Source organism: Paenisporosarcina sp. OV554 (assembly GCF_003058165.1).
In the GTDB taxonomy this organism is placed as follows: domain Bacteria; phylum Bacillota; class Bacilli; order Bacillales_A; family Planococcaceae; genus Paenisporosarcina.
The window spans coordinates 14683-38924 of record NZ_QBUC01000030.1 but is presented as its reverse complement, the minus strand read 5'-3'; the positions used below and the strand labels follow the sequence as shown (position 1 = coordinate 38924).

The window sequence follows — 24242 nt, the reverse complement described above, 5'->3', positions numbered from 1 at the left end:
AAATTCAAGACTATGTTTATAAATTATATAAAAAATATTTTTTCTACATTACGAAGTGGTGCAAACCGTTGATACATCAATATTTATAGAGGGAGTTTAGTTGAACAAGAAATATTAATTTGATAATACTAATAAGAATGGGAATAATACACTTAAACTTACTTTGAGGTGTATAAGATGTCCAAAATAATATTCATCTTGGTTTTATCTATGCCGTCATGGCTTAAGGAGGGACGCTTAGGGGATGGGAATCATGCTGGAAGGAAAGATAATCAAATTCTATCGCGAACAACAAGAAATGAAGCAAAAGGACCTAGGGGAAGGAATTTCCTCCAGTACTCATATCAGTAAAATAGAACGGGGGCTTACAGAAGTATCGGATGAAACTATTCTATTATTATCTCAAAGACTAGGAATTGATATGGAAAGGGAAGTGTTAAATTACAGGAGGGTGGAATCCTTATTAAAGGAGTGGCATGATGCCATTGTGAAGGAACTGCAGACAAAGGCGGATAGTATAAAAAGGCAGCTTGATGGAATTAACCTTTTATATATTCAGGATTTTTATCGATCCTACACCCTTGTGCTCACCAGATACTACTTGTCTATTGGCGAGTTTACATCAGCGCAGGCTCTAATAGAGGAGATGGATGTTTGGACAGGTTTATCTAATTATGACGAAAATATGTTGTTGCACATAAAGGGGATTTTCCATCTGACCGTGAAGTATGACTATGTCAGTGCCATCTCTTTTCTAGGTCAAATCAGTCTGGAGCAATACTCCAATCAGGAATATTATTACGACTTGGCTGTTGCCTATAGTTCGCTTAATTCTCGCGCCCTAGCTTTTTTCAATGCGAATAAGGCACTGGCCTTCTTCACCAAAATTCGCAGCTTCTCCCGTATCATTAAAGCTGAAATGCTGATGCTCATCCAGCTCGAGCAATCGAAGGATCACCGTTTTCTAAGCAGTGAATATCATAGATTGATAGATATGACAGGGGATTATGGGCTCAATCATCAAAAAGCGATGCTGCATCATAACCTCGGCTATCTGAATTTGCGGCACGGCTATTTCAAGCAGGCTGCTGAATATTACAAAAAGTCGATGGATGCACGCAATTCCTCCAAGCCCAAGTATGTCGGCTCGCTGGAGGGGTACATAAACGCTTTGACGAAAGAAGGGAAGACGCCAAAGGAAAAGCTTCTAAAGCTTGTAGAAGAGGGACTTGTGTTATGCAGGAATTTTTCGGCCGCCACCTTTCATCATCTCTTTACGATGCATTATCACTCCATTCTAGGTGAGGATGACCAGTATTATCACTATCTGGAGAACCAGGCATTTCCCCACTTTGACAAAATGGGCTATGTAATGGCGAAAGAGTTTTATGCGGTAAAATTATTTGACTACTACATGTCCAACAATGATATGGTCAATGCTAATCGTTATGCTGGAGCAATTGTGGAGAAGTTCAGAACAAATAATCAGTTTGTTTGATGGAGAGGTTACGTTTTTGTGGCTGAAGCTTTAAGTTTTGGTCAGAAAATGGGCTTGTAAAGAGGAAAAAACGCTTTGTTTTTATGTTTTTTGCATTGTTCGGGGGTAAAAAGAATGTATGTGCTTCCTTCTGAGCTAGGATGGAGTTCTCAAAATACCCTATTCTAACAAACCCAATCATTCATCTAACAAATCAATTTTTCACATCCACCACACCTAACTAACCAAAAGAAAAGACGCCTGCTTTCTCTATATAAAGCAGGCATCTTCCACTAAAACTATCTTAATCCGTAAGCCTTGATGATCTCTTGGGTAATTTTGTTTCCTTCATCATCCCAAGCGCTTGCTCTGAGTGAAACGGATTTTGCGTTTATCGGATTTCCAATGGTTGCGGCATAAGCGTCGCCATCTTTTGTAAGCTTCACTTTTTTCCACGCTTTGCCCTCATTGAATGAAACTTCCAAAGTGGCATCCTTCACGTTTCCGTATCCTACTGCACCTTCCACTTTACCGACAGACAGCTCAAGGTTAGTAGGACGGTTTGCCAATGCATCCCCATTTACATCGGTGTCCACCTTGTAATCCAGAGTTAGGAATGGAAGATCGTATCTCCAATCCTCTGATGCTTCCGTCCAGAAGGTCCATTCAGTATGAGTGCGGACCGACGTATTCCAGCGATCTGCGTCACGTTTTGCGTCCGTAACAAAGCGGAATTGCGTACGTTCTTTTGGTGCGACATCTGATGCATAGAGCGCTTGGCTTTTACCTTCCCTCACTAATGTATCACCCTTGTACAATTTAGATGTCTGATTTTTTACAGATATATTATAATCGTTAATACCGCCTGTGTTTCCTGTTCCTGCATCGGCCCAAGCAGGAACATTGATCATTAGATGATTGCCTTGGCGCTCAGGAGCCCAGTAACCTTCACCCAAGCTTGGACGGACAACTGGAGAGAACCAGTTCTCTGTTAATTTTTGTCCTTTTGTGTAAGTGGCCAATGGCTGACGGATCTGCCATTTCGAATCTAAGACAGTTGCCTCGTGATACCAGCCTGTGTCCTCTATTGCCGAAACATACTCAGTTCGGGCTCTTGGTAATGATATCTTTTGCAGGAAGCCTACAGCCCCAAATGTATGCGGACGCACGTCGTATCGGAATTCTCCACCTGCTGTTTCAATGTGGGAATTGTAGCGACTGTCGATTGTCGCTAGGTCTTTATTCTTCGGTGCATAGGTTAAATCCTTTGGTATAGAACCTTCATGGACATCCATAAGATCATATACATATGGAGAATCGATTGTTCCTTTTACTTGCAGTTTTACATCTCCTGAACGTACAGCTTTTACGAGCTTGTCGCCTTCTTTTTTGCTGATACCAGCAACGGCAATCGGGTTGTCTGTGTACTCTGGAGTACCAGCATATTTACTAAATTCTTTATCCTCATTGTTGACGATGATCAGCAGCTTTGCCCCGGCAGCAGCAGCAGCAGTAGCTTGTTGAGAAGGGGTTACTTGATCATTTCGATCGACCACAACGGCTTTACCTTTTGCTTTTAGGCGATCGAAGTCAGCTGAACTGCCTTTTCCGGCATAGACAGTGGATAAGTTATACTTTCCATCCAATAACGTACTTCCGGCAAATGGAATATCATCCAGTTCCTTTCCATTAAAGTTAATGGTCAGAAGTGGTTTTCTTAGACGCCAGCGAGTGAGCTGCTCAAAATATCCGGTTTTGACTTCTTTTGTTGGAACAGCGTACATCTTATCAATCCAAACCGGCATCAAATAGAGACTAGTCAGGGGCATATCACCAATTGTTCGGTGATATTCCATACGTTGGTAAGTTGCCTCTGTTTTCTTCGGTACCTCTACAGATATTTCTTTTGCTTTTCTTGCATCGAGCTCCACTGTTTTTGGTCCATTCAGTTTCACTTCCGGGTCACCTACAAGGGCTACACCAGCGTGGTCTGTGTTCACGTCCACATCCATTAGGGACATGGCCGAATAGGTGCCTGGCGGCAGGCGAAGTTCTGATGAACCATTGACAGCATAAACCCACGGCTCCATTTTCTCGCTGGATATTGCCACATATGCAAGTCCAGCAGAGCCGTCACGGTCAGTTGCATTTAGTGTGAGAGTATAACGTTCCTCTTCCTTGACCATCGCCATAGTTGTGTGTACAACGGCTTTTCCGTTTGCTTTTGCTGTTAAAAATCCTTGATAACGGGAGCCTGTTTCACCAAGGGTGGAATCAAGTGTTACATTCACGTTCGCTGTGCCATTGGCTGGAACAGTGATGGTATTTTCAGAAAGGTTTAACATACCAGATGGAGCTTCTTTACCCTTTGCATTTGTAAATGTCGCTTCCAACTCTACTGTGATGTCGTCGGCACTATCATTTGTATAGGTAACGACTTTTTCAACAGGGGCTACTTGATCATGAGGCCATTTAAAGAAGCCGAATGATACGGAGCTAGTTGCTCTCAGCTTTGTTTCCAAGGCTGCAGCTATATCAACCCGTCCTGTCCCCACCTGGTAAGGCTGGTAACCTTCAAGCTTCGTTGTTGTGTTCATTAATGCTTCTTTTAAAGCTTTTCCGTCCCATTCTGGATGTTTTTCGGCAAGGATAGCTGCTGCACCTGCGACATGTGGTGAAGCCATGGATGTACCATCTTTTCTAGAGTAATATCCACTGCCAGATGTAAATTGGGAACGGGCTGCAACAATACCTACACCAGGAGCAGATAAGTCAGGTTTTAGACCCATATCGCCATAGCGAGGCCCCATTGAAGAGAACCATGCAAGCCGATCCGATTTGTCCACAGCCCCGATAGTTAAAGCGGAATCTGCAGCACCAGGAGAGCCGATAGAGCCTTCTGCTCCATTATTACCGGCAGCGATAACAAATAGTGTTCCATTCTCTTCACTAAGTCTATTTACAGCTTGAGACATAGGGTCTGTGCCATCACCTGGCTCGCTGGTTCCAAGACTCATATTGACAATCTTTGCATTCTCAGATGCCCATTCCATTCCATCAATAATCCAAGAATCTTGTCCAAATCCTTGATCACTCAATACTTTCCCTACCAGTAAGCGTGCATCAGGAGCAACGCCTTTGGATTTCCCATCAGCTGCACCTGTTCCAAGCACAGTGGAGGCAACGTGTGTTCCGTGACCATTTCCGTCATTCACTTCTTCGCCAGGTACAAAGCTCACCGCTTCGTCCAATTGATCGACAAGGTCCGGGTGACCAGGGTCAATTCCGGAGTCAAGCACGGCAACCTTGACGCCTTCACCTGTAAAGCCTGCTTCCCATGCTGTGTGTGCTCCAATTTGAGGGACACTTTGATGAAGGGCTGCTTCTACACGGCCATCCAGCCAAATTTTTTCTACTCCATATTTAAAGAGCGAAGATTTTTCAGGTTCTTTATTGTCCCTTTGAACTGTGACATCTTCCCAGAATGTTTCCGCTTTCATTTTGTCGGTAGTAAGTGCGGCACCATTAATACTTTCCAACTCCCGAACCTTCTTCGATCCTTTTGGAGCAATGTTTTTGGAGAAAGATCTAGCTTTTGTCTCTTCGTATTCGACGATAACCGGCAACCCTGCCTGATTCTTGTCAGCATATCCATATTCAATCAATTTCGTAATATTAAATAAGTCCTGATCCAGTTTTCCAGCTGCCAGGTAAGGCATGGTAGAGTTCGGGAATACGAAAGTATCCTCACCTAAGGTCATGACCCTGACTCCATCCCCATCCTTATTAGCTGGCTCTACATTGATGATATATTTCCCGTTTTTAAGGGTAGAAACTTTTACGACATCACCAGTAATGAGCGTAATTACGTGATCACCGGTCCCATTATTACTCATTGCAACAGTTGATTTATCCAATACCGTCCCATTCCTAGATGCTCCAAGTGCGTTCACTTGAGAAATGGAGCCTGATAGCATAGAAGCGGCAATCGATCCAACTAGAAGCGTCTTCATGGTTAGCTTTTTCATTTACATTCTCCTATTCCATAAGGTAATTAGCGGATAATGCTAAGCTGAGAAAAATCATGGTGAGGTAAAAATAAGAAGTTATTCAGTCCCAAAAAGATTGCTGAAAGTAGACTACTAGAATCAGAGCTTGTCTTCACCTCCTTAAAGGTTTGGTTCAATTTCTGTAGAAGATTCTGTCTAATGGTAGTAAGTTCTCTAGATGAGGTAAATAAATAGGTAGGATTAGTTGAATTGTATAGTCATACAATATTATTGACAAATGGGGTTTTGAGAGGGATCTAAGAACTATATTAGAAGAAGGAAATCTAAACCGAAATGTCTAAAAAAGGGGAAAGGAATTGTGCATGTGTTGAATACTTCCCGATTGGGGTGTTATGTCAACTACGGATGCATGTGGTATACAATCTGCAGTTAGGAAATGGCTAGATACATAAATCTCTCTTTACAGAAGTTTCATCTATTCTTTTTAGATTAATTCTTTAAGTGTTTTCGAACTTAATCAAAAAACATGTTTTGAGAAAACAATTGCTTAGTATACTAAAGGATTAAAGGCAATCCACGTACATAAAGGAATGGAGGACAAACCGTAGAATATATCACACCTTATATAGATCAGTTCGGATATCTGGTATTATTTTTTGCACTCATGCTAGAACTTCTTGCGTTTCCATTGCCCGGTGAAGTCCTCATGAGCTACACCGGGTTTCTTGTTTTTCAGGGACATTTAAACTGGACGATAAGCATTTTAATTGCTGGCGTCGGAAGTTCTGTTGGAATGACAATTGCTTATTGGATAGGCTATAAGTTAGGAACTCCTTTTTTCGATAAATACGGGCATCGATTTCATATGGGTCCGGAACGAATTGAAAAAACGTCCAAATGGTTTAATACGTACGGGAATAGGTTGTTGGTTATTGCCTATTTCATTCCTGGTGTCAGACACATTACAGGGTATTTTTCGGGAATTACCCGGCTTCCGTTTCGTACGTATGCACTGTATGCGTATAGTGGAGCATTCCTCTGGGTCACGGTATTTATTACCCTTGGAAAGATATTGGGGCCTCAGTGGGAGCAGTTTCACACTTCAGTTAAGAAATACCTCATCATAGGAAGCATTTTGGCTGCCGTTATTTTAGTAGGTATCTATGTTTACAAAAAGCACAAAGAGTATCTCAAAAATGTAGCGATTAATAAATTAAATTGGATAATGAATTTACTCCATACTCGGAAACGGGTTGGACTTTTCATCTCGTTTACAGGTGTGGTTACACTAGGTTTTATTATTCTCATGATTGGTATGATTCAAGACTTTCTCGGCAACGAATTTCGCGACTTTAACGAGATTGTCGGTTTATTGATTTCGTTAATTTTTGACCAAGACTGGACTGTAACCATGCATGTATTTTCCTTAATGGGATCTAGAAATGTCCTTCTTATGCTCATTTTCCTCACACTATTGTGGATTTTATGGAAAGGTAGGGATAAAATGATTGAATTGTTATCCCTTATGGTTATTATTGGCGGCGGAGAACTGTATGAAGAGAGTCTGAGACGGATTTTTCATAATCTCTCACCTATCAAAAGTTCGCTTATGGAACAGCTATCATATTCTTTTCCAAGTGAGCAGTCGTTAATGGCTTTTGTAATTTATGGGTTTGCCATATTTATTTTTGTTCGTCACACCGGAAAGGTATGGATTCATACCTTTATCCCTATGGTTGCAGTACTTATTTTAATTTTCATTGCGATCAGCCGTTTGTTTTTTGAAGTTCAAAATCCGAGTGATGTGGCGGCAGGCTATGTATTCGGCGGGGGCTGGCTAGGTCTAAATATTCTGCTTCTCGAAATCTTCCGTTTACTGAGAAGTATTGATACGCAACCAAATAGAGAATTGAAAAATTAGGAAGCAACCTCACTTATCGTCTTATCCGGCTAACTGCCTTTTGTGGCAATCCACCTATTTATGAAACCGTTGGCGTTTTCGCGCCTTCGGTTTTTCTAGTTTGCCTTCACTTCCTGATCCGGTTGTTATGTCAACTCACTGAGCATGCTGCATACAACGATGGTCTTAGAGGGATTGGCTACTTTGTCGGATACATCATATCTTTCCTAAATGCTTGGGAAAGTATGTCGATGTTTTTCTTTATCTTATGGGATAGGTAAGTTGAAAAAGAGAGCTGGAAATCCAGCACTCTTTTTTTCAATTTTGATATATCATGCGTTTAATAATTCTTATGTAGTGAGATCAATGATTAATTTCCCACTCCAAACTGCGAGCAAAATCCAAATAATTATAAAGAGAGTACCAACTAACCAATTCTTTGGTTTTCCATTCTTCTTCATCTCTTCAGCCTTTACCCGGTTTTCCTCGATTACATGAGGCGGTATTAATTTCAAGGCAAGAGCGATTCCTAGAGGAACAAGAATTAGGTCATCCAAATACCCTAAAACGGGGATAAAATCAGGAATTAAATCAATTGGACTAAAGGCGTATGCTACAACACAGATTGCGACAGCTTTTGCGTACCAAGGAGTTCTATCGTCTTTGTAAGAAAGATATAGAACAAATGTATCTTGTTTTAATTTTATTGCGTAGTTTTTTAATTGAGTTAATTTACTATCATTTTTCATTATTAATTAGACCCCTCATCCATAAAAATTATAAATTAATAATTGGATTAGGCAAACGTGAACGATTCGGGGGTTACTCAATCCGTGGTGTAAGGGGATATATAATGACAAATCTACATGTAACCGAATCTACATGTAGATTTGTATACATGTAGATTCGTCTACATTCCAGTTCAGAGAAAGGGTGACTCAATTATCAATAAAAAAGCTGATTTCTCAAATAAACAGGGAGAAATCAGCAAACTATTTAACCAATAAGATTTTTTACTAGTCTTCCAAAACTTCAATTTCGATTGCTTCGATAATGTGATTATTAACCACATGAACAACAAAGTTTATCCTTCTAAAGTTTTCCATAAAATAAATTTCTACTTTTGTTAAAAGATTATTCGAAATAGATTAAGTGGAAATATCTACTTATGTGAGAAAGAGCTTAATTCTAACCTAAGTAGAAAAGTAGAAATATCTACTTAGGTAGAGTTTGAAAACCCTGATATGGTGCAATTTACAGGGGATTCTTCTTGCTTTAAGTTGAATGATAGAAGCTTATTAGTATCGGATTTCTGTCGATATAAATGACATCAGGGGGAGGAAGATGCAAGAAATTTAACACGTTTTTGAAAAGGTTCTACATGAAGGAATTTTGACATAAAAAATAATCGGATCCAGAGCTGAGCTACCCCTAATAGTTAAAACTAGCAATAGAAACAATAGCCAAAAAAGAGGGGCTTTGATTGTCACACGTTTAGAGAAACTAATTCGCATGTAGACCAATCTACAAATCTACATGTAGACCCGGTTACATATAGATTTGTATACAAAAACAAAAAACATCTAAATGTAAGGTGAATACTGAAGTTTATGATTGTATTTATATTATAATAGTGTTAGTTTTAAATTATTAGTTATCTTCACTTGTCTACAAGTCTACATTTACATAAAACATACATTGCTAATTATATTAATTGAGGAGGGTTTTAAATGAATCATTCATGCCAGGTTATAACTTTTGGTAATTTTAAGGGCGGTACTGGAAAGACTACGAATAGCACTATGATTGCTTATTGTTTAGCGAAAATGGGTTATAAAGTGTTAGTAAGTGACCAAGATCCTCAAGCAAATGCTACTAGTTTATTTCTAAGAACAAAAGCTCTTATTGAAGATGATATTGTCTCATATGAAAAAACATTAATGTCTGCCATTCAGGATGAGGATTTGAGTAGCATTGTAACTCCTATAAAAGAAAACTTATATCTTCTTCCGAGTTTTAGTGATTTTGCTCAATACCCGAAACTTTTAGAAAAGAAATTTCCTAAGGAAATTGATCGAGTACAATTTTTCTCTAAGTTATTAGAACCGTTAAAAGGGGACTATGATTTTATCTTTATTGATGTTCCGCCTACAATCTCTATTATTACGGATTCAGCATTATATGCATCAAACTTTGTAGTTGTGGTATTACAAACGCAAGAAAGAAGTTTACAAGGCGCTGAAGGTTTTACAACCTATCTTCAAACGCTTATCGATGATTATGATGCCGATCTAGATATCTTAGGCATTCTCCCGGTATTATGGAAAAATGGTGCAGCTGTAGATATTCAAACATTAGACACAGCGAAAGAGATTTTTGGGGAACATAATATTTTCCAAAAGGTAGTTAAACAGATGGAACGTTTAAAACGTTTCGATATGACAGGAATCACTGAAAATGATATGCATGATAAAAACGTTATTGAAAGCTATATACAAGTTGCTACTGAATTTGTCCATCGATTAGATGCAGCAACTAACCCATCGAACTCAACAGAAACGATTGGAGAGGTTGTAGATGTCTGATTTACTTAGAAAAAAGTCTCCTGGTCTTATTCAAAGAAGCCAAACGGCTGTTCCAAAAAATACGTTTAATATCAAGGAACTTGAAACTAAGAAAGAACCTGATACCACTCCCGTTCCTAAGAAAGCTACCAATAGCAATGTAATTGCTGAAAAATCAACAACCGTTCGAGTAAATATGAGTACTAAAAATAAACTAAATGCATTAGTGACTATTGGTATTGCTCCGACCGTGGACGATGTCATTGATCTGCTTATTAATGATTACCATTCAAATATATTAACTAAAGATGAGAGAAAACAATATGAAATTATCTTTGAACTGTATAAAAGTAAAACGAAATAAACCTTGAAGATGAAATAGCGCATGCTATTTCATCTTTTTTAAATACTGTAGATTCGTATACATGTAGATTTGTAGATTCATATACATGTAGATTTGTAGATTTGTAGATTGTTCTACATGTAGATTTGTAGATTGGTCTACATGTAGATTTGTAGATTAATATACATGTAGACTTTTATTATTAAATAGTGTTTTTATAAACAAGTAATTTAATGTGTTGAAAGTCCTTGAAACATTGATTTAACAACGATTACAATATTTCATTTATTCAAATATAAAATATTTGACATAGACGCGAAAATGAAAATAGATTAATTTTTGTAGATTGGTCTACATGTAGATTTGTAGATTGGTCTACATGTAGATTTGGTTACATGTAGATTTGTAACTGAGTAGATGCGTCTACATGTAGATTTGTAGACTGGTCTACCATATTAGAAATGCCCTTAAACCCTTATTGTATAAGGGTTTTTGTTCTTCTATACTTTGTAACTAATTGAGAGATTTAGGTAATTTCTTAAACTAGTTGCAGAGTAGGAGATGCGAAATGGACGATTTACAATCAATGTTCGACTTAGTTCTTCATGATGGATTAATGGAATTCAAAAAAATCGGCTCACGAGCATCTCTACCAAAACAAACTATTGTTAAAAGAGAATCTTCTCACAACAAAAAAGGAAGTATTTTTGTTACTCGTTCAAAAGAAGATTTACATACCTCTAGTGGAGTAAAAGGATATATTCTAACTTCTAAAGAGTCAGTGGTTGAAGATGGTAACCAACTATCCCACTGGACACCAAATATTTTTAATTATGGTACTTACACCAATCATCGACGTAATTATATTAAAGGACATGTAGAAACAAATTTACAACAGATTAATACGTTTGTTGTCGATATCGATTCAAAAAAACAACCTTACACTGAGATCCTAACGGCAGCATTAGATCAAAGCATCGGTGCGCCAACGCTCATCTTGGAAACTCCGAAAGGATTCCAGGCTTACTTTGTATTGGACAAGCCTCTGTTCATTTCGAGTAAAAATGATTTTCGTGGTCTCAAAGTGGCCAAACGTATTTCAGAGAATATTAAACGCAGCCTAGCGAAGGTTTTACAGGGAGTCGATCTCTCGTGTAACGACTTTGGCTTTTTCCGTATACCAAAAGAAGATAACGTAAGATGGTTTTCAAAAGAAATGACGTTTGATTTTGGGAGTTTAATTGAATGGTCCAGAAGACAAGATGATGGCCATGGACGTGGTTTATTTGTTGTACAAGATCATAAAGCCATTCATGACGTCACACAACAAGAGTGGTTTCAGGAATTATTAGCTGCGAAACATGTTAGAGGGAATCAAGGGCAAATAGGTCGAGACAATCTATTATTTACTTTAGCGCTCGCTTGCTACAGTGCTGGAAAAGAAGAAAACGAGACGTATAACTTGCTAGATGAATTAAATTCATCCTTACATGCGTCACTGAAGCATTCAGAAGTAAGAAAAATCATAAAAAGTGCGTATAAAGGTCGTTTTAAAGGGGCTCACTCAACATACATTCAACAACTCCTTGAAGAGTGGGGGAGTGGGAAACCTATTACGATTCATTCCAACCCGAATGGATGGCACAAATTTAAAAAAGCAAGAAAAGATCGAAAACGGAGTCATTATGAAGAGTGGGAAACAGATATTCTGGCATACATTAGCCAACAAACCAACATCTCCAGTCCAGTTACATGGGCTACACAAAAACAAATCTGTGAAGAAATCAACATTCCTCGCAGCACGTTTAACGAAGTCGTAAGGAAATCGTCAAAAATCATGATGAAGACAGAGGGAAAAGGCTGCAAAGCACAAACGGGATTAACGTCCGTTGCTGTGCTTCTTCAGTGTGCACTTGCATTCAATCAAGCCCATCGGGCTACGTATACCGCAACAATTCGACTTATGATGCAAGAATTCGACAATACTCCAGCGATTGAATCATTGGATTACATCGTACAAACCATCCAAAAGGCTGTTATACCAAGGGTCGATAATCTATTTACGCTTAATTCGACATAATTGTCCAGTCTGCCATTACATATCTGTATACGCCTCTGTTTTTTCGTATCCTCTTTTTATGTTTGGTATCCATCCATCCTGTTTTTGATTTTTTCCAATAAAAAAAACACAACCAATGTTAAAATGTTGTGTTTTACAGTTTGTCTTTTTCAGTTGGTTTGTTCTCAACCTGGTAGGAAGCAAATTTATCAAAGATACGGTCCAGTTGTTGGGATTTGAAATCTTCCGCAAATGCTCGTATAAAGACTTCATTTGGATTTACGTCTAGTGCATTACAGTAATGAATGATCCAACCAATACTGGGATTGGATTTGGCGTTTTCAACTAAGGAAATACTCGCTGCGTGTAGTGTACTTATTTTTTCAATTTGTTGGAGGGTTAACTTTTTTTCTTTTCGGATTTCTTTTAGGGCGTTACCTATTTTTTGATAAATATCCGATTTGTTTTGAGTCATATTGGAAAATCCTTTCAAAAATCATTATGCATTTAATGGATGTGGGTGGTATACTGAACCTAAATTTTTATATATATATCAAAAAATCTCTACTCACTTCGTTATTGAACAGTTTGGCGAACAGCAATAACGAAGTATATGGGTAGAGAAATTCCAAAGAAATTCATGTAAATGATGTGTTTAGTATAGCACTTGGATGGGGGATTGTGAATCTTTGTTCATTAGGTAACATTGCCTCAATGATATCCATCATGAATGAGTATTTTCTTTTTTGGAGTTTCTGGTGTATGAAACTAACTCGAAAGGAGATTTTTACATGGCCAACAAGTTTCGCGTTCAAGAAGAAGTGGGCGATCGTTTTTATCGCTTACCGAAAATCTTTTTCACCAGTGATTTCTATAAGAAAATGAGCAATGATGCGAAGATTGCTTTTGCACTCTTACAAGATCGTCTAGAACTTTCGATTCGTAATCAGTGGTTTGATGAAGATGGATACATTTATTTTCTGTTTGGTAATGAGCAATTAAGTGAGATTTTAAATTGCAGCAAACCGACTGTTATCAAAATCAAAAAAGAACTGCAAAAGGCTGAATTGCTTGAAGAGAAACGAATGGGATTGTCTCAATGTAATCGGCTTTATTTATTGAAACCACAGGTGACGAATGAAGATGTGATGGCGATTCAATTTTCAGGTGATAAACCTTCATCCTTAGAGCCGCATAGGAAGTTAAAAAATTTAACTTCAAGAAATCAAAATTCTTTACTTCAAGAAGTTAAAAATTTTAACACTAATGATACTGACCTTAGTGATACTGACTTTAAAGAGACTGATTATCTTATCAATCAAGGAATTGACGAAATAGAGATGCCAACAGTGTTAAAAGAAGTGATGATTAAACATAAAGAGCGATTGATGGATGATGAAATTAAGGTACGGGATATTGTGAATCATTATTTCGGACATGCATCTATTTTGACCGATTATCAATATGCAGATGCTCTTCAATACTCTCTGGAACGGACGCCTGGCAAGATTAAAAGCATAACAGCTCGATTGACGAAAGCAGTAGAAGACAAGAAAGAATGGTTATCGATACAAGGACAAAAGGGCATCTACCAGAAGAAAGAAGAAACGGTGCCAGACTGGTTAATTGAGCAGCAACAAAAACGAAAAACACATTCTGTTGATGAACAGACGGAAGAATTAACACCAGAATTCATGGAAAAAAGAGAACAGTTATTAGCTAAGTTGAGAAGTTAATTCTTCTCAACTTTTATTATTTTTTATATATAAATCAAAATTTATTTCTTTGATAAATGAGTTATCTCGAAATAAAGTCTCTTGAATTCAAAATAACATAGGAACTTATTGACTAGTTAGAAAAGGAAAAAAGAACTACCAAAAATATGGATATTACACTTGCCTTTATTATGGCAATTCTGTTAAAGTGGATGAAATACAAGATTTTAGGAGGTGGAGGAAATGTTTGAGAGAATACAAGGGTTTTTAGATACGCTCTTTAGCGATATGCAAGGAACGTTTATTACCATCTTCGCCATTGGTTTACTTATTTGTGCAATTGGCGTGTGGGCAGGAGATGAACAATCTTCCCCCAAATTCAAGAACGGGATTAAATTATGTGTTTTAGGCGTGGTTCTATTCTTACTAGCTCGTCCGGTCATCGAGTATGTTCAAACGAATCTTTAATCTAGACAGATGTGATAGCTATGCGTTCTGAAGGTTATTTTGAACGACAAGAACGATTACGAACTTCTGGAAAAGTCGAATTACCACTGAATATCGACACAAAGAAATATGTGTATGGCAATATCTCGTTTCAAGATGTGTTCGTCCTTTCACCTTTTGTTTTGTTAGGTATCGTGATTTCGTATTCGTTATTCAGATTTGGATATCTGGATCAGAAATTAATGTTAATTGCCTTTACACCTACAATGCTGGTCGCCGTTTTTCAATTAACTAAACATCCAGTACGAAAAAATTTGTCACTTTTACAATACAAAGTGATTTGGAAACTACAAGCCAACATGAGAAAGAAAGAGTTTTATTACGCGAAAGGAGACTTGCCGATGAGTCGAAAGGATGGCGATACACGGACCGAACTAGGATTAGTGAACATTGCCAATTGCTGCATCGAATCGTCCAATCGCACGTTAATCAAGGTGCTAGAAGTATCCTCCGTGAATTTATCGTTGATGAATGAATTGTCAAAAGAACGCGTGCTTGAATCGTATCAATCGTTTTTGAATGATTCAGGGGAAAAACAAATTCAAATCATGCAGGTGGCACAACCCATAAATTTAACGAATTATCTGATGTGGTTTAATGACCAATTGGAGACCGATTCTTCCTATGCCAAACGGGTATTAAAAACCGGCTATTTCAATCAAATAGAACGGATTCAAAAATCAAAAAACATGGTGACACGAAAACGCTATGTGGTTATCTCGAGACCGATGACCAGTTCCGACAAGGACTATCTGAAGATTGATACGACAGCAAACATATTAAAATCAAAGCTTGAACAGATGTTAAGTGGATACGAAAAGCTCGACGTGAACGTTTTGAATAACGATGAATTGCTGAGGTTTTACTATTCCTGCATCGATTTTGAAAATGCACAAGCCCAAGGCGAAAACATCATCAGCAAAACCAATGCCAGCGCAGATGTCATCATCGGGAAAAATACGGCCAAAGAATTGCTGAACTATTACAAGGATCAAATGAACAATCGATTTGAATAAGGAGGTGGCATGATGAACTGGTTCAAACAACTACTCCCAAGCAAAAAACAAGAATCGAACTTTGAAGAAACGGTAAGAGGCATGAATCAATCCCTACTAACGGTCTTAGCACCTGATAACATCACGGAATACGACTCTTATGTACGGGTCGGGGCCAATTACACTCGGTCATTACTCATTGTCGATTACGATCCGGTTCAAGACCAAAATAAAATCCAACAAGTGACCGAAATTCCAGAGAACGTATCCATTATCAATTATGTTCAGGAATACCATACAGGCGAAGTACGTTCGCAGCTCGTCAAAAGCATTAAACAAAACCGCATGAAAATGAATACACGCTTTGCCGATGAAAATACCATGATTGACTCCCAAGGGCAAATTGACAGTGCATCTGAAATGCTCAAAAATTTGGCGTATCGAAACGACAAAATCTTCTTATTCCACACGCTGATTCACTTAGTGGCGAGTTCTATTGATGAACTGGACCAGTTAACCACCACAGTGAAAAGTAAATTCTCCAAAATTGGGATTATCCATAACCCAACGGACCGTGCTATAGATGCCTTCCGTTCCTTCCTGCCCCTGAATGAAAACAAGGTGGATGAGTTGACCTACAAAATGAGCAATTCCGAAGCCATTTCCTATTTCTTTCCCTTTCATGAAAATGAAATGTTTTCCCAAACCGGACTTATTAAAGGGCGAAACATGACGACAGGGAATGTCGTGATTGTCGATGATACGAAGTTATTGAATCGACATGAGTTTGTCATTGGGATTTCCGGAATCGGGAAATCTACGTATCTATTTGCCAACATGACGAACAAGCATATGCTCGGGCGTAAAATCATTACCATCGATCCTAAAGGTGAGTTTGGTCGCAATTACGCTGATTTAGGTGGGGCATGGGTGAAGTTCCAATTAAAAGGCGGGAATCGCATTAATCCGTTGGATCTGCCAAAAATCAGTGAGAAAGTGATTGTCGAAGAAACAGAGTTCGGCAATATTTTGTTAACGAAAATCTCCAATCTGTTGGTCATGTTTCGACTCATGTACAACAGCATGACAGACTTACAAGAAGAGATTTTAAGTGGCTATATCCAAAAGGTCTATGCGGAGAAAGGCATCACAGAGGAGACCAATACAAGCGCATTAACCGCAACAGACTATCCAACCTTACAAGATTTATATGAACTCATTGGAAAAGATCAAAAAAAAGACCCCTACCTATTTGATACGGTACGGGATTTCTATACGACTCTCAAAACCTATGTATCGGGGATGTATTCGGAACTATTTAACGGACACACCAACATCAGTATCGATAATGACCTGGTGTGTTACGACTTAAAAGAGATGAGTAATAACGAGAAGATTCAACGAATCTTGTTCTATAACATTCTCTCGCATACCACCTATGAGATTATGAGTGGCGACCGTGGGCCAAGTGAAATCTTTATTGATGAAGCCCACGTGATCGCGGATCCCAAAGTACCAAAAGCGATGGAATTTATTTATTTTATGATGAAAGTGCTACGTTCGTTCAATTGTGGCATTACAACGGCTTCTCAGTCGGTAGAAGACTTTTTATCAGCTCGTGATGAGAATCGAAACTACGGGAAAGCGATTATCACCCAATCCGTGCAACGGTTGTATTTACCAATGAGTGAAGAAGAATTGAAATATTTAGAAGAAGAGCTTGGCAATACGTTTTCAAAAGGCGAAAGAGAAACGCTCATATTAAAAGATGGGAAGAAAAAAGAACAGGCAGGGAAAGGCATTTTCTACACCGGTTCCAAAAAAATCAAACTGGAAGTCCAACTGAATGAAGTGACGGAAATGTTGTGGTTTGATCAGAAAAGCATTAACGACATCACGATTTAAAAGGAAGGGATGAGGAGATGAACTCAAAGGAGACCGCCAAGACACTAGGACATTTGCTTCTAACGAAGGTTTTCTTCAATCCTATCGGGTTAGTAGTCTTAGGGACCGCCCTCATCCTGCTGGTACTTCCTGTTTTCATGTCCATGAATGGCAAAGACAAAGGATTTGATTTAGAAAACCCAGAACAAAACACAGATACCCTTTCAGACGCTGTAGGAGGCGCGTATTGCGCAGTGAATGGAGAAATCAACCAAGAGTTATGGGAAGCCAAAATGGACACAGCAGGCGTCTTTTCAGGCAAAGGAGAACTCTTTATCCAGATTGCGAGTGACCAAGGCATTGATCCGGTCCTCATGGCTGCGATTGCTCTGCACGAAACGACAAATGGGACGTCAAATGCATTGGTCACCAAAAATAATCCGGGTGGTTTGATGGGGAAGGATGGATTGATGCATTTTTCTACATTAGAAGAAGGTCTGGAATCGATGGGGCAGACACTGCATAACCGCATCATTAAAGACGGATACGTAACCATTTTTGATTTAGGTTCGGTCTACGCTCCAATTGGTGCTGCGAACGACCCCACGAACTTAAACGCCCACTGGGTACCGACGATAACGTCAATGGTCAGTTCACTTGGCGGATTAACGATGAATTGCACGACCCAGTCTGGAGAATTTGCGCAACCCATTCCGAATGTAAAAGTGAATTCCAATTACGGAGTCCGTATTCATCCCATCACAGGGGAAGTCAGTAACCATCAAGGTGTCGATTTTGCTTGTAGCAGTCCTGAACCCATTTACGCAGCCAAGGAAGGGAAAGTCGTGTATGCGGAGTTTCCGGAGAGTCATCCAAATAATACGTACGGCAACATCGTTGTCATCCAGCATAAAAACAATCTCTTTACGGCGTACGCGCATTTAAGTCGCATAGGCGTAAAGGTAGGGCAAGAAGTTCGACAGCTGGAGGTAATCGGACAATGTGGTTCTACTGGACGCTCGACAGGCGACCATCTTCATTTTGAGATTCATACAGGTCACAAGTTTGGAGCCCGACTCAATCCGATGTTGTATTTAAAAGAACCCGTGTAAAGGGAGAGATAGCCAATGGAAAATCGCTTGAAACTCGTGAATATTTTACTGATCATCCTTGTGGTGGCATTATCTCTCGTTCTTTTTAATGTAGTTGCAGCCAATCAAGACTTGAAACAAACAAATGCTGATTTTTCGAATGATGTCGAACAGACTAAAGCAACGCAAACAGAAGAAAAAGAAGTGTTTACTCAAACTGAACAGTTTCTAACAGATACCTTAAAAGGTGGCTCGATTGACTACTTTACGAAACGTTATCGTAAAGAGGTGGAACAAACCCTGTCAGAAAATGAAACGTCTCAAGACGTGGATGTGAGTGAAATGAAGGACCTAGAGATTTATAACATTTCCGTTCGAAAGCAAGATGACTCCTATAAGGTATATGCGCTATACAAAGCAACCTTAACAGGGATTGACGATGAGTTTGTGAATCCTGGGGATCAACCACTGTTAATCTTGATGTCCACGATTACATGGATAAACGAAGACGGTGAACTGAAGGTAGATGCCCACGATTTGGAACCTCTCGTATCGGGAGAACAGGTGATTCAAGAGATTTCTTCATAGACAGGAGACACAAAAGGGATGTGAACAGAGATGACCATCTTACAAAGAATAGGGAAGATGCAACGTAGGGTTAATAAACTCTTTGAGACGATCATCGATCGTTTAGCCAAAAGGCAATTGGAGCAAGCAAGTCGTCAGTATGAATTGCAGTATGACAAACCTCTTAGTGAGCAAGAAATAATCGAAATCAAAAAAGGCGTCGTCTTGCGAGTTGGATTCTTTGTGTGTATTCCAGTCGTCATCCTGCTACTGACCCTCATGAATGGAGGTGTTTGAGGATGAAGAAACACATCATGTTAGTTTTTGGGCTGTTGCTGCTATCCATATTTATGGTAAATGGTGTAGAGGCTGCTGAAGGTGAATTTATGGAAGATACTTTAGAAGATTATAAAAATACATCAGAAGTAACTGTAGAGCAAGTAGATCGTGCCGAATCTTACATGAAAAATGTTTTGTATTTAGATAAATATGATTATGAAACAAATCAATATGAATGTAAGTGGTATGAAGTGATGTGCCAAACAAATGGATTTTTATTTACAACAGTCAGTGGGTTTGTATTTGGAGCAATCGATAGCTTCGGGAAATTTCAAATTGATTCTTCAGTGATTACAGGCAACCCAACCTATGAAGGATATATGTTGAACTTTAAATCACTAGCATGGACAATGACAGCCATCTTTCTTGTTTGGCAGACTGTTAAAATAATCATTCTGTACTCAGCAAATGGTGATGAAGGTATGAATACACTTTATGAAAAAGTGGTTGCGGTCATAACGGGAGCTATACTACTCGGGATATATGGGGAATTATTCGATTGGATATTAGAACTTACGCATCTTTTGACTGAGACAATGTTAACTAATCCAGCTACACACTACAATGTGATGCAGGTGTTGGCGGTTAATTCCGTTGGATACGGCATTATCTTGATGTTGGTGGTATCAGCCATCTTATTCGTTTTCTTTTTATCCATCCTGTACCGAACAGTGCTGTTTATTGTTTTGTACATTTCAGGCGTCATAGCCATTCCAACGATCGTAAATGATCAATACAATTTCTTTAGTTTATGGCTCAAAATCGTAGTAAGCAATATCTTGACGTTAACGCTACAATTGTTGTGTTTTGTTTTGGGTGTGAAAACCCTAATTAATTTACAAAATGGGAATCTTTTATTCGGGATGTTATTTTTCATTGTTGGATTATCCATTCCAACGCTATTGAACCAATTTGGGGCTTCAACAGGTTCTGCAAGAGCAATGGGATCTACCGTGAAATATGTAGCTCGCTATGCGAGAAGATAGGGAGATGACTGATTATGAAGAAAAGTATTATGGTAAGCGCCTTTTTAATTTTTCTTTTAACGCTGATTGCTGGATGTAATCAAGTAGATAAAACAAATAATGAAAGTGACGAAAAGGCAAAATCGGTATTTGATGACAAGGATAAAGAAAAAGCCACTGAAATGATTAAGACTTTAGAGGTAAATCTCGAGTTGTTCGAAAAAGAAACAAATGTTGCGATTTCAAAGGGCGATATTGATATCGTGGATAATGAGGTCTTTACGCAAAAAGTGGACGAAATGAGTGAAAAATTAGTTGTGCAACCTTTTCTTGAAAAATATCCAGAGAGTTTAATTAGTAAAAGAGGAGATTTAAAAGTTACTTATACTCCGGAAAGTTCTGATGATTGTACTTTTGGTAATTGTAATTATGATTCTATTGCAGTTCCTACTTTACAAGTTAATGAAAAAGAATGGGAAACATACAAGTCTGATGAATTCGATATCACGGAATTAGTGTTTTCAGATGTGAAAATTTCGTATCCGAATAAACAAGATAGTGAGTCAACTTCTATTAGCTTTGTAAAAGGTGAGTCTGGAGATTTATATTTTTCGTTTAATCCAATTATCAAATCTCTTAATTTCAACTTGAAAGAATTGGATAATGAATTTTCGTCTATAAAATCCGACGTTCCAGAAAGTGAAGTAGATGCAGAAGAAGATGAGTTTAAGCAGGAAGTAGAAGAACTGTTATCCAATTATCCTAAACTTCAATAAAACCTCGATAAGTTAGAAATGAAAGGAATGATAAGGAAATGGTCATTCGAACAATTGCAAATAGGGTGGGGACATTTGAGATTGAAGGAAATACAATTTCCTATTTACAACCACTCTCGACGTTTAACACACAAGAGATGAATCAAGTGCAGAAATGGTATAAAGATAAGATGCAAACACTGCAAAAATCTGATCTGTATTTACCTGCAAGAGACATCTCCTTTCAATCTGGACAAGTCTGCTATACGTTTGATGTAACAGGTTTACAATCATTTAATGTATTAAAAAAGATGTATTTAGAAGATAAGCTGCCATACTACCTTTCGTTAATCCAACTGGCTAAAGAAAAACAAGTTCAGGTTTTGTGGGAAACGGAGAACCTGGTAATTGATGTAGCAGAAGCATCGGTAAAAGCACTCGTCATTGAACATCAAGCTTTTACGATTGAAAACGAGAAATCACGACTCAATGCAGTGAAAGAATTAATCATTATTTCGTTAACAAACTTACAACAGGTTTATGGTCGCCCTAAACGTAATGACTTTTTCGAACAGAGCGAAGAAGTGATTCAATTTGCTGAAATGATTTATTTACGATTAGACTCACTAGATCATATGGCATCTTTCATTCAATCGTTGTACGATGAGATTGAAGAGCGAAAACAAAGAGAACAAGAAGAACTAGCGCAGCAATTAGCTAATAAAAAACGATTCTCCATTCCTAACCTTATTCCGTTTCAACTTCTTCAACAAAAATCCGAAAAACGTCCTGAATTGCGTAAGGATGTAGCGACTTCACTGACAAAACAAAAATCGATAAGTCAAAAAGAAAGCAAGATGCGTTTTTTGATTGGAACAGCGATTATTTTAGTTGGGGCGCTATTATTGAACATCCTTTTAACGAGCGCTAACAAGAATACGGAGTCGTCTGAAAGACGCTCAGCTTCACGGCAAGAAGAAACAGACGTAGAGAAAGTGTATTTGAATGGATTATTAGGAGATACCGAAGGAGTCATGAAGGTTCTGGAAGAAAGGGATTATGACCGTTTAAATAAAGATGAGACAAAGTTATTGCATCAGCTCTGGATTAAACATGGTTCTTATGACAAGTACATGGCGAAAGATGAGCTAGCAGTCAGTTATTTAACTGAGTATATGACAGATCAGGATTTACCTGAAGAATTAGATCGGCTGCAAGTTATCTTGAAAGTTGCAAATCCACATATTGATTTTGCTAAAGGTGTACTTGCAAAAGAATGGAAAGAAGTCCTTGCGAATCGAGATTTAGTTGAACTAACAGAAGAACGGAAAACCCATATCATAACAGCATTTCTTAATGAAAAAGACATTGATGGAGCTAAGGCATTTGTCAGTGAAAAAGCACCAAAGGATGATGGATTGATGAATCGGGTATTAACAGCTGAGAAAAACCAAGTAGAGATGGCAGCGTTAGAAGAAGAAAAAGCACTTCTTCAAAAGACCATTGAAGAGAGTGAAGATGCAGATAAGGTCTCAGCTGCAAAACAAAAAATGGGAACAGTTAAAAATGAGTTAGATAAATTAAAAAAGAGTAGTGGACTGTGAGGTGTATAGAGATTGCAGACAAAACGCATTGGGAAATTGGGGCGAATCTTATTGCCCAAAGATATTTTAGATCGCTTTCAATTAAAGGATGGCGATATGATTGATATTTCCTATAATGATACACAAATAATCATTGAGCCACATCGTCAATCCTATGTGTGTGCGATTACAGGTAAGATTTCAACTGAGGCAGTTAAAATTGGTGAGGCATGGATTAGTAAAGAAGGAATCAAGAAGTTAATTCAATATATGGATCAGTAAAGCCTGAATTGCTTCAGGCTTTTTATTATGTGTGGCGTTCCTGTGATTCGCCATTTGTTTGAGTTTACAAGGTATTGAATTGTCGAAAAGAATAATTCTCCTAGGGGGAGTTATGAACAATAAGGGATAATGAAAAAGCCATAAGGCGTTGGCACAGATATGCGAAGAACTGGGTCAATCATATACCGAAGAAGGTGACATAAATCAGAAGTTAATAAACACCCCATATTTAAAGTGGTTTCTGAGGGTTAACTCTTTTATTAATGTTCGAGAACTCGTTCAACAAGTTCAGCAACCTATACGAAACTAAGTATAGGTACACGATTGATTATATTAGATTATTATAAAATATCAATTTTATTTCTACTTTACTATAATAGAGAGATGAGGGGCGTTAAGAGTCTATTTTGAAAAGGAGAGCGATTTTTTGATTGAATTAGGAACATTAGGTGCTTTTGCTCTAGTATCTTTAGGGATGGTCTGTTCACCTGGTCCTAATATGATTTATTTAATATCTAGGACAATTACGCAAGGTAAAAGGGACGGGATTATTTCTCTTTTAGGAGTAATCACGGGTTTTTTGATTTATATAATCGCTACAATGTTGGGCTTATCCTTCTTGTTCGAATTAGTCCCAGTAATGTATGACATTATTAAATGGTTAGGTGTTATCTACTTGTTGTGGTTAGCATGGAATGCAATAAAACCAGGGGCAAGTTCAATTCTGGAGCCACAGCATTTAGCTGTAGAGTCACCAAAAAAACTATATGTTATGGGACTTATGACAAATTTGTTAAATCCAAAAATTGCAATCTTGTATGTTTCACTTTTACCTCAATTTATGGATCCTAATAGTGGGTCACTGCTTCTTCAAACTGCTCAATTAGGAGCAGTGCAAATTTCTGTTAGTTTTGCTGTAAATTTACTAATTGTTTTATTTGCTGGGCAGGTCGCGGATTGGGTTGGAAGAAGACCTTTTTTGGTTAAAGTTCAAAGCTGGTTCATGGCATCTATTTTAGGTGCCTTAGCAGTAAACTTAGCTTTTAATGAAAAAAAATAATCCTTTGAAGAGTGTTTTTTTAGCTACTCTTGCTTTTATCACGAAAGAAATTTTTTTTATTCAACCTAACCCCAATCAGACAAGTAATAGCTTTGGTGAACTTGAAAATACACCTGCTTATCCTCTAGGGATAAGCAGGTTTTTTT

20 protein-coding genes are annotated in these 24242 nt (G+C 38.2%); 17 read left to right on the top strand and 3 right to left on the bottom strand.

Annotated features, from left to right (window positions below; translation table 11 throughout):
- Positions 1-253 precede the first annotated feature (253 nt).
- Positions 254-1498: a helix-turn-helix domain-containing protein gene (locus C8K15_RS17910; protein WP_158268356.1), complete on the top strand. Its 1245-nt coding sequence runs from the start codon at positions 254-256 to the stop codon at positions 1496-1498.
- A gap of 278 nt (positions 1499-1776) precedes the next feature.
- On the opposite strand, the gene C8K15_RS17900 is transcribed toward C8K15_RS17910, so the two are convergent.
- Complete coding sequence (locus tag C8K15_RS17900; RefSeq protein ID WP_108587788.1) at positions 1777-5505, bottom strand: S8 family serine peptidase; 3729 nt, start codon at positions 5503-5505, stop codon at positions 1777-1779.
- A gap of 646 nt (positions 5506-6151) precedes the next feature.
- Between C8K15_RS17900 and C8K15_RS17895 the strand changes: the two genes are divergently transcribed.
- Positions 6152-7408, top strand: a complete 1257-nt coding sequence (locus C8K15_RS17895) for a VTT domain-containing protein (RefSeq protein WP_108587787.1) — start codon at positions 6152-6154, stop codon at positions 7406-7408.
- Positions 7409-7737: 329 nt separating this feature from the next.
- Here C8K15_RS17895 and C8K15_RS17890 read toward each other — a convergent pair whose 3' ends face one another.
- Positions 7738-8136, bottom strand: coding sequence for a YkvA family protein (locus tag C8K15_RS17890; RefSeq protein ID WP_108587786.1), 399 nt, complete (start codon positions 8134-8136; stop codon positions 7738-7740).
- A gap of 981 nt (positions 8137-9117) precedes the next feature.
- On the opposite strand from C8K15_RS17890, the gene C8K15_RS17885 reads away from it, so the two are divergent.
- The 3 genes from C8K15_RS17885 (at position 9118) to C8K15_RS17875 (ending at position 12374) form a co-directional block, all read left to right on the top strand.
- Complete coding sequence (locus C8K15_RS17885; protein ID WP_108587785.1) at positions 9118-9972, top strand: ParA family protein; 855 nt, start codon at positions 9118-9120, stop codon at positions 9970-9972.
- The gene (locus tag C8K15_RS17880; protein WP_108587784.1) at positions 9965-10315 is read left to right on the top strand and encodes a DUF5388 domain-containing protein; all 351 of its coding nucleotides are present in this window, start codon (positions 9965-9967) and stop codon (positions 10313-10315) included. Before C8K15_RS17885 ends, C8K15_RS17880 begins: the two co-directional genes overlap by 8 nt.
- Positions 10316-10862: 547 nt before the next feature.
- Positions 10863-12374, top strand: coding sequence for a primase C-terminal domain-containing protein (locus tag C8K15_RS17875; RefSeq protein ID WP_108587783.1), 1512 nt, complete (start codon positions 10863-10865; stop codon positions 12372-12374).
- Positions 12375-12507: 133 nt separating this feature from the next.
- On the opposite strand, the gene C8K15_RS17870 is transcribed toward C8K15_RS17875, so the two are convergent.
- Positions 12508-12828 (bottom strand): helix-turn-helix domain-containing protein, encoded by a 321-nt coding sequence (locus C8K15_RS17870; protein WP_108587782.1) that lies wholly within the window; start codon positions 12826-12828, stop codon positions 12508-12510.
- A gap of 316 nt (positions 12829-13144) precedes the next feature.
- Here C8K15_RS17870 and C8K15_RS17865 point away from each other — a divergent pair, with 316 nt between their 5' ends.
- The 12 genes from C8K15_RS17865 to C8K15_RS17810 all read left to right on the top strand — a co-directional run bounded on the left by C8K15_RS17865 (position 13145) and on the right by C8K15_RS17810 (position 24096).
- Positions 13145-14089 carry a replication initiator protein A gene (locus C8K15_RS17865; protein ID WP_108587781.1) on the top strand — a complete coding sequence of 315 codons (945 nt, stop codon included), beginning with the start codon at positions 13145-13147 and terminating at the stop codon, positions 14087-14089.
- 222 nt (positions 14090-14311) lie between these two features.
- Positions 14312-14536, top strand: a complete 225-nt coding sequence (locus tag C8K15_RS17860; RefSeq protein ID WP_108587780.1) for a hypothetical protein — start codon at positions 14312-14314, stop codon at positions 14534-14536.
- Between the two features lie 20 nt (positions 14537-14556).
- The gene (locus C8K15_RS17855) at positions 14557-15591 is read left to right on the top strand and encodes a TrsD (protein WP_108587779.1); all 1035 of its coding nucleotides are present in this window, start codon (positions 14557-14559) and stop codon (positions 15589-15591) included.
- Between the two features lie 12 nt (positions 15592-15603).
- A complete protein-coding gene (locus C8K15_RS17850; protein ID WP_108587778.1) occupies positions 15604-17475 on the top strand; it encodes a VirB4 family type IV secretion system protein in 1872 nt (623 codons plus the stop codon).
- A 17-nt stretch (positions 17476-17492) separates the two neighbouring features.
- Complete coding sequence (locus tag C8K15_RS17845) at positions 17493-18566, top strand: M23 family metallopeptidase (RefSeq protein ID WP_108587777.1); 1074 nt, start codon at positions 17493-17495, stop codon at positions 18564-18566.
- Positions 18567-18581: 15 nt separating this feature from the next.
- Positions 18582-19133, top strand: coding sequence for a hypothetical protein (locus C8K15_RS17840; protein ID WP_108587776.1), 552 nt, complete (start codon positions 18582-18584; stop codon positions 19131-19133).
- 30 nt (positions 19134-19163) lie between these two features.
- The gene (locus C8K15_RS17835) at positions 19164-19409 is read left to right on the top strand and encodes a hypothetical protein (protein ID WP_108587775.1); all 246 of its coding nucleotides are present in this window, start codon (positions 19164-19166) and stop codon (positions 19407-19409) included.
- Positions 19410-19411: 2 nt separating this feature from the next.
- On the top strand, positions 19412-20437 hold the full coding sequence (locus tag C8K15_RS17830) for a conjugal transfer protein TrbL family protein (RefSeq protein WP_108587774.1): 1026 nt from the start codon (positions 19412-19414) through the stop codon (positions 20435-20437).
- A gap of 14 nt (positions 20438-20451) precedes the next feature.
- Positions 20452-21192 carry a hypothetical protein gene (locus C8K15_RS17825; RefSeq protein WP_108587773.1) on the top strand — a complete coding sequence of 247 codons (741 nt, stop codon included), beginning with the start codon at positions 20452-20454 and terminating at the stop codon, positions 21190-21192.
- A gap of 38 nt (positions 21193-21230) precedes the next feature.
- On the top strand, positions 21231-22775 hold the full coding sequence (locus C8K15_RS17820) for a hypothetical protein (protein WP_108587772.1): 1545 nt from the start codon (positions 21231-21233) through the stop codon (positions 22773-22775).
- Between the two features lie 12 nt (positions 22776-22787).
- Entirely contained in the window at positions 22788-23036 is a 249-nt protein-coding gene (locus C8K15_RS17815; RefSeq protein ID WP_108587771.1) for an AbrB/MazE/SpoVT family DNA-binding domain-containing protein, read from the top strand.
- 427 nt (positions 23037-23463) lie between these two features.
- The gene (locus C8K15_RS17810) at positions 23464-24096 is read left to right on the top strand and encodes a LysE family translocator (RefSeq protein WP_146173676.1); all 633 of its coding nucleotides are present in this window, start codon (positions 23464-23466) and stop codon (positions 24094-24096) included.
- Positions 24097-24242 lie beyond the last annotated feature (146 nt).

Coding starts and splice junctions, on each gene's coding strand:
- C8K15_RS17895 (WP_108587787.1), top strand. CDS start 6,152: ATGCTAGAACTTCTTGCGTTTCCATTGCCCGGTGAAGTCCTCATGAGC.
- C8K15_RS17860 (WP_108587780.1), top strand. CDS start 14,312: ATGTTTGAGAGAATACAAGGGTTTTTAGATACGCTCTTTAGCGATATG.
- C8K15_RS17870 (WP_108587782.1), bottom strand. CDS start 12,828: ATGACTCAAAACAAATCGGATATTTATCAAAAAATAGGTAACGCCCTA.
- C8K15_RS17835 (WP_108587775.1), top strand. CDS start 19,164: ATGACCATCTTACAAAGAATAGGGAAGATGCAACGTAGGGTTAATAAA.
- C8K15_RS17885 (WP_108587785.1), top strand. CDS start 9,118: ATGAATCATTCATGCCAGGTTATAACTTTTGGTAATTTTAAGGGCGGT.
- C8K15_RS17840 (WP_108587776.1), top strand. CDS start 18,582: ATGGAAAATCGCTTGAAACTCGTGAATATTTTACTGATCATCCTTGTG.
- C8K15_RS17890 (WP_108587786.1), bottom strand. CDS start 8,136: ATGAAAAATGATAGTAAATTAACTCAATTAAAAAACTACGCAATAAAA.
- C8K15_RS17910 (WP_158268356.1), top strand. CDS start 254: ATGCTGGAAGGAAAGATAATCAAATTCTATCGCGAACAACAAGAAATG.
- C8K15_RS17875 (WP_108587783.1), top strand. CDS start 10,863: ATGGACGATTTACAATCAATGTTCGACTTAGTTCTTCATGATGGATTA.
- C8K15_RS17855 (WP_108587779.1), top strand. CDS start 14,557: ATGCGTTCTGAAGGTTATTTTGAACGACAAGAACGATTACGAACTTCT.
- C8K15_RS17900 (WP_108587788.1), bottom strand. CDS start 5,505: ATGAAAAAGCTAACCATGAAGACGCTTCTAGTTGGATCGATTGCCGCT.
- C8K15_RS17865 (WP_108587781.1), top strand. CDS start 13,145: ATGGCCAACAAGTTTCGCGTTCAAGAAGAAGTGGGCGATCGTTTTTAT.
- C8K15_RS17880 (WP_108587784.1), top strand. CDS start 9,965: ATGTCTGATTTACTTAGAAAAAAGTCTCCTGGTCTTATTCAAAGAAGC.
- C8K15_RS17825 (WP_108587773.1), top strand. CDS start 20,452: ATGAAGAAAAGTATTATGGTAAGCGCCTTTTTAATTTTTCTTTTAACG.
- C8K15_RS17845 (WP_108587777.1), top strand. CDS start 17,493: ATGAACTCAAAGGAGACCGCCAAGACACTAGGACATTTGCTTCTAACG.
- C8K15_RS17830 (WP_108587774.1), top strand. CDS start 19,412: ATGAAGAAACACATCATGTTAGTTTTTGGGCTGTTGCTGCTATCCATA.
- C8K15_RS17850 (WP_108587778.1), top strand. CDS start 15,604: ATGAACTGGTTCAAACAACTACTCCCAAGCAAAAAACAAGAATCGAAC.
- C8K15_RS17820 (WP_108587772.1), top strand. CDS start 21,231: ATGGTCATTCGAACAATTGCAAATAGGGTGGGGACATTTGAGATTGAA.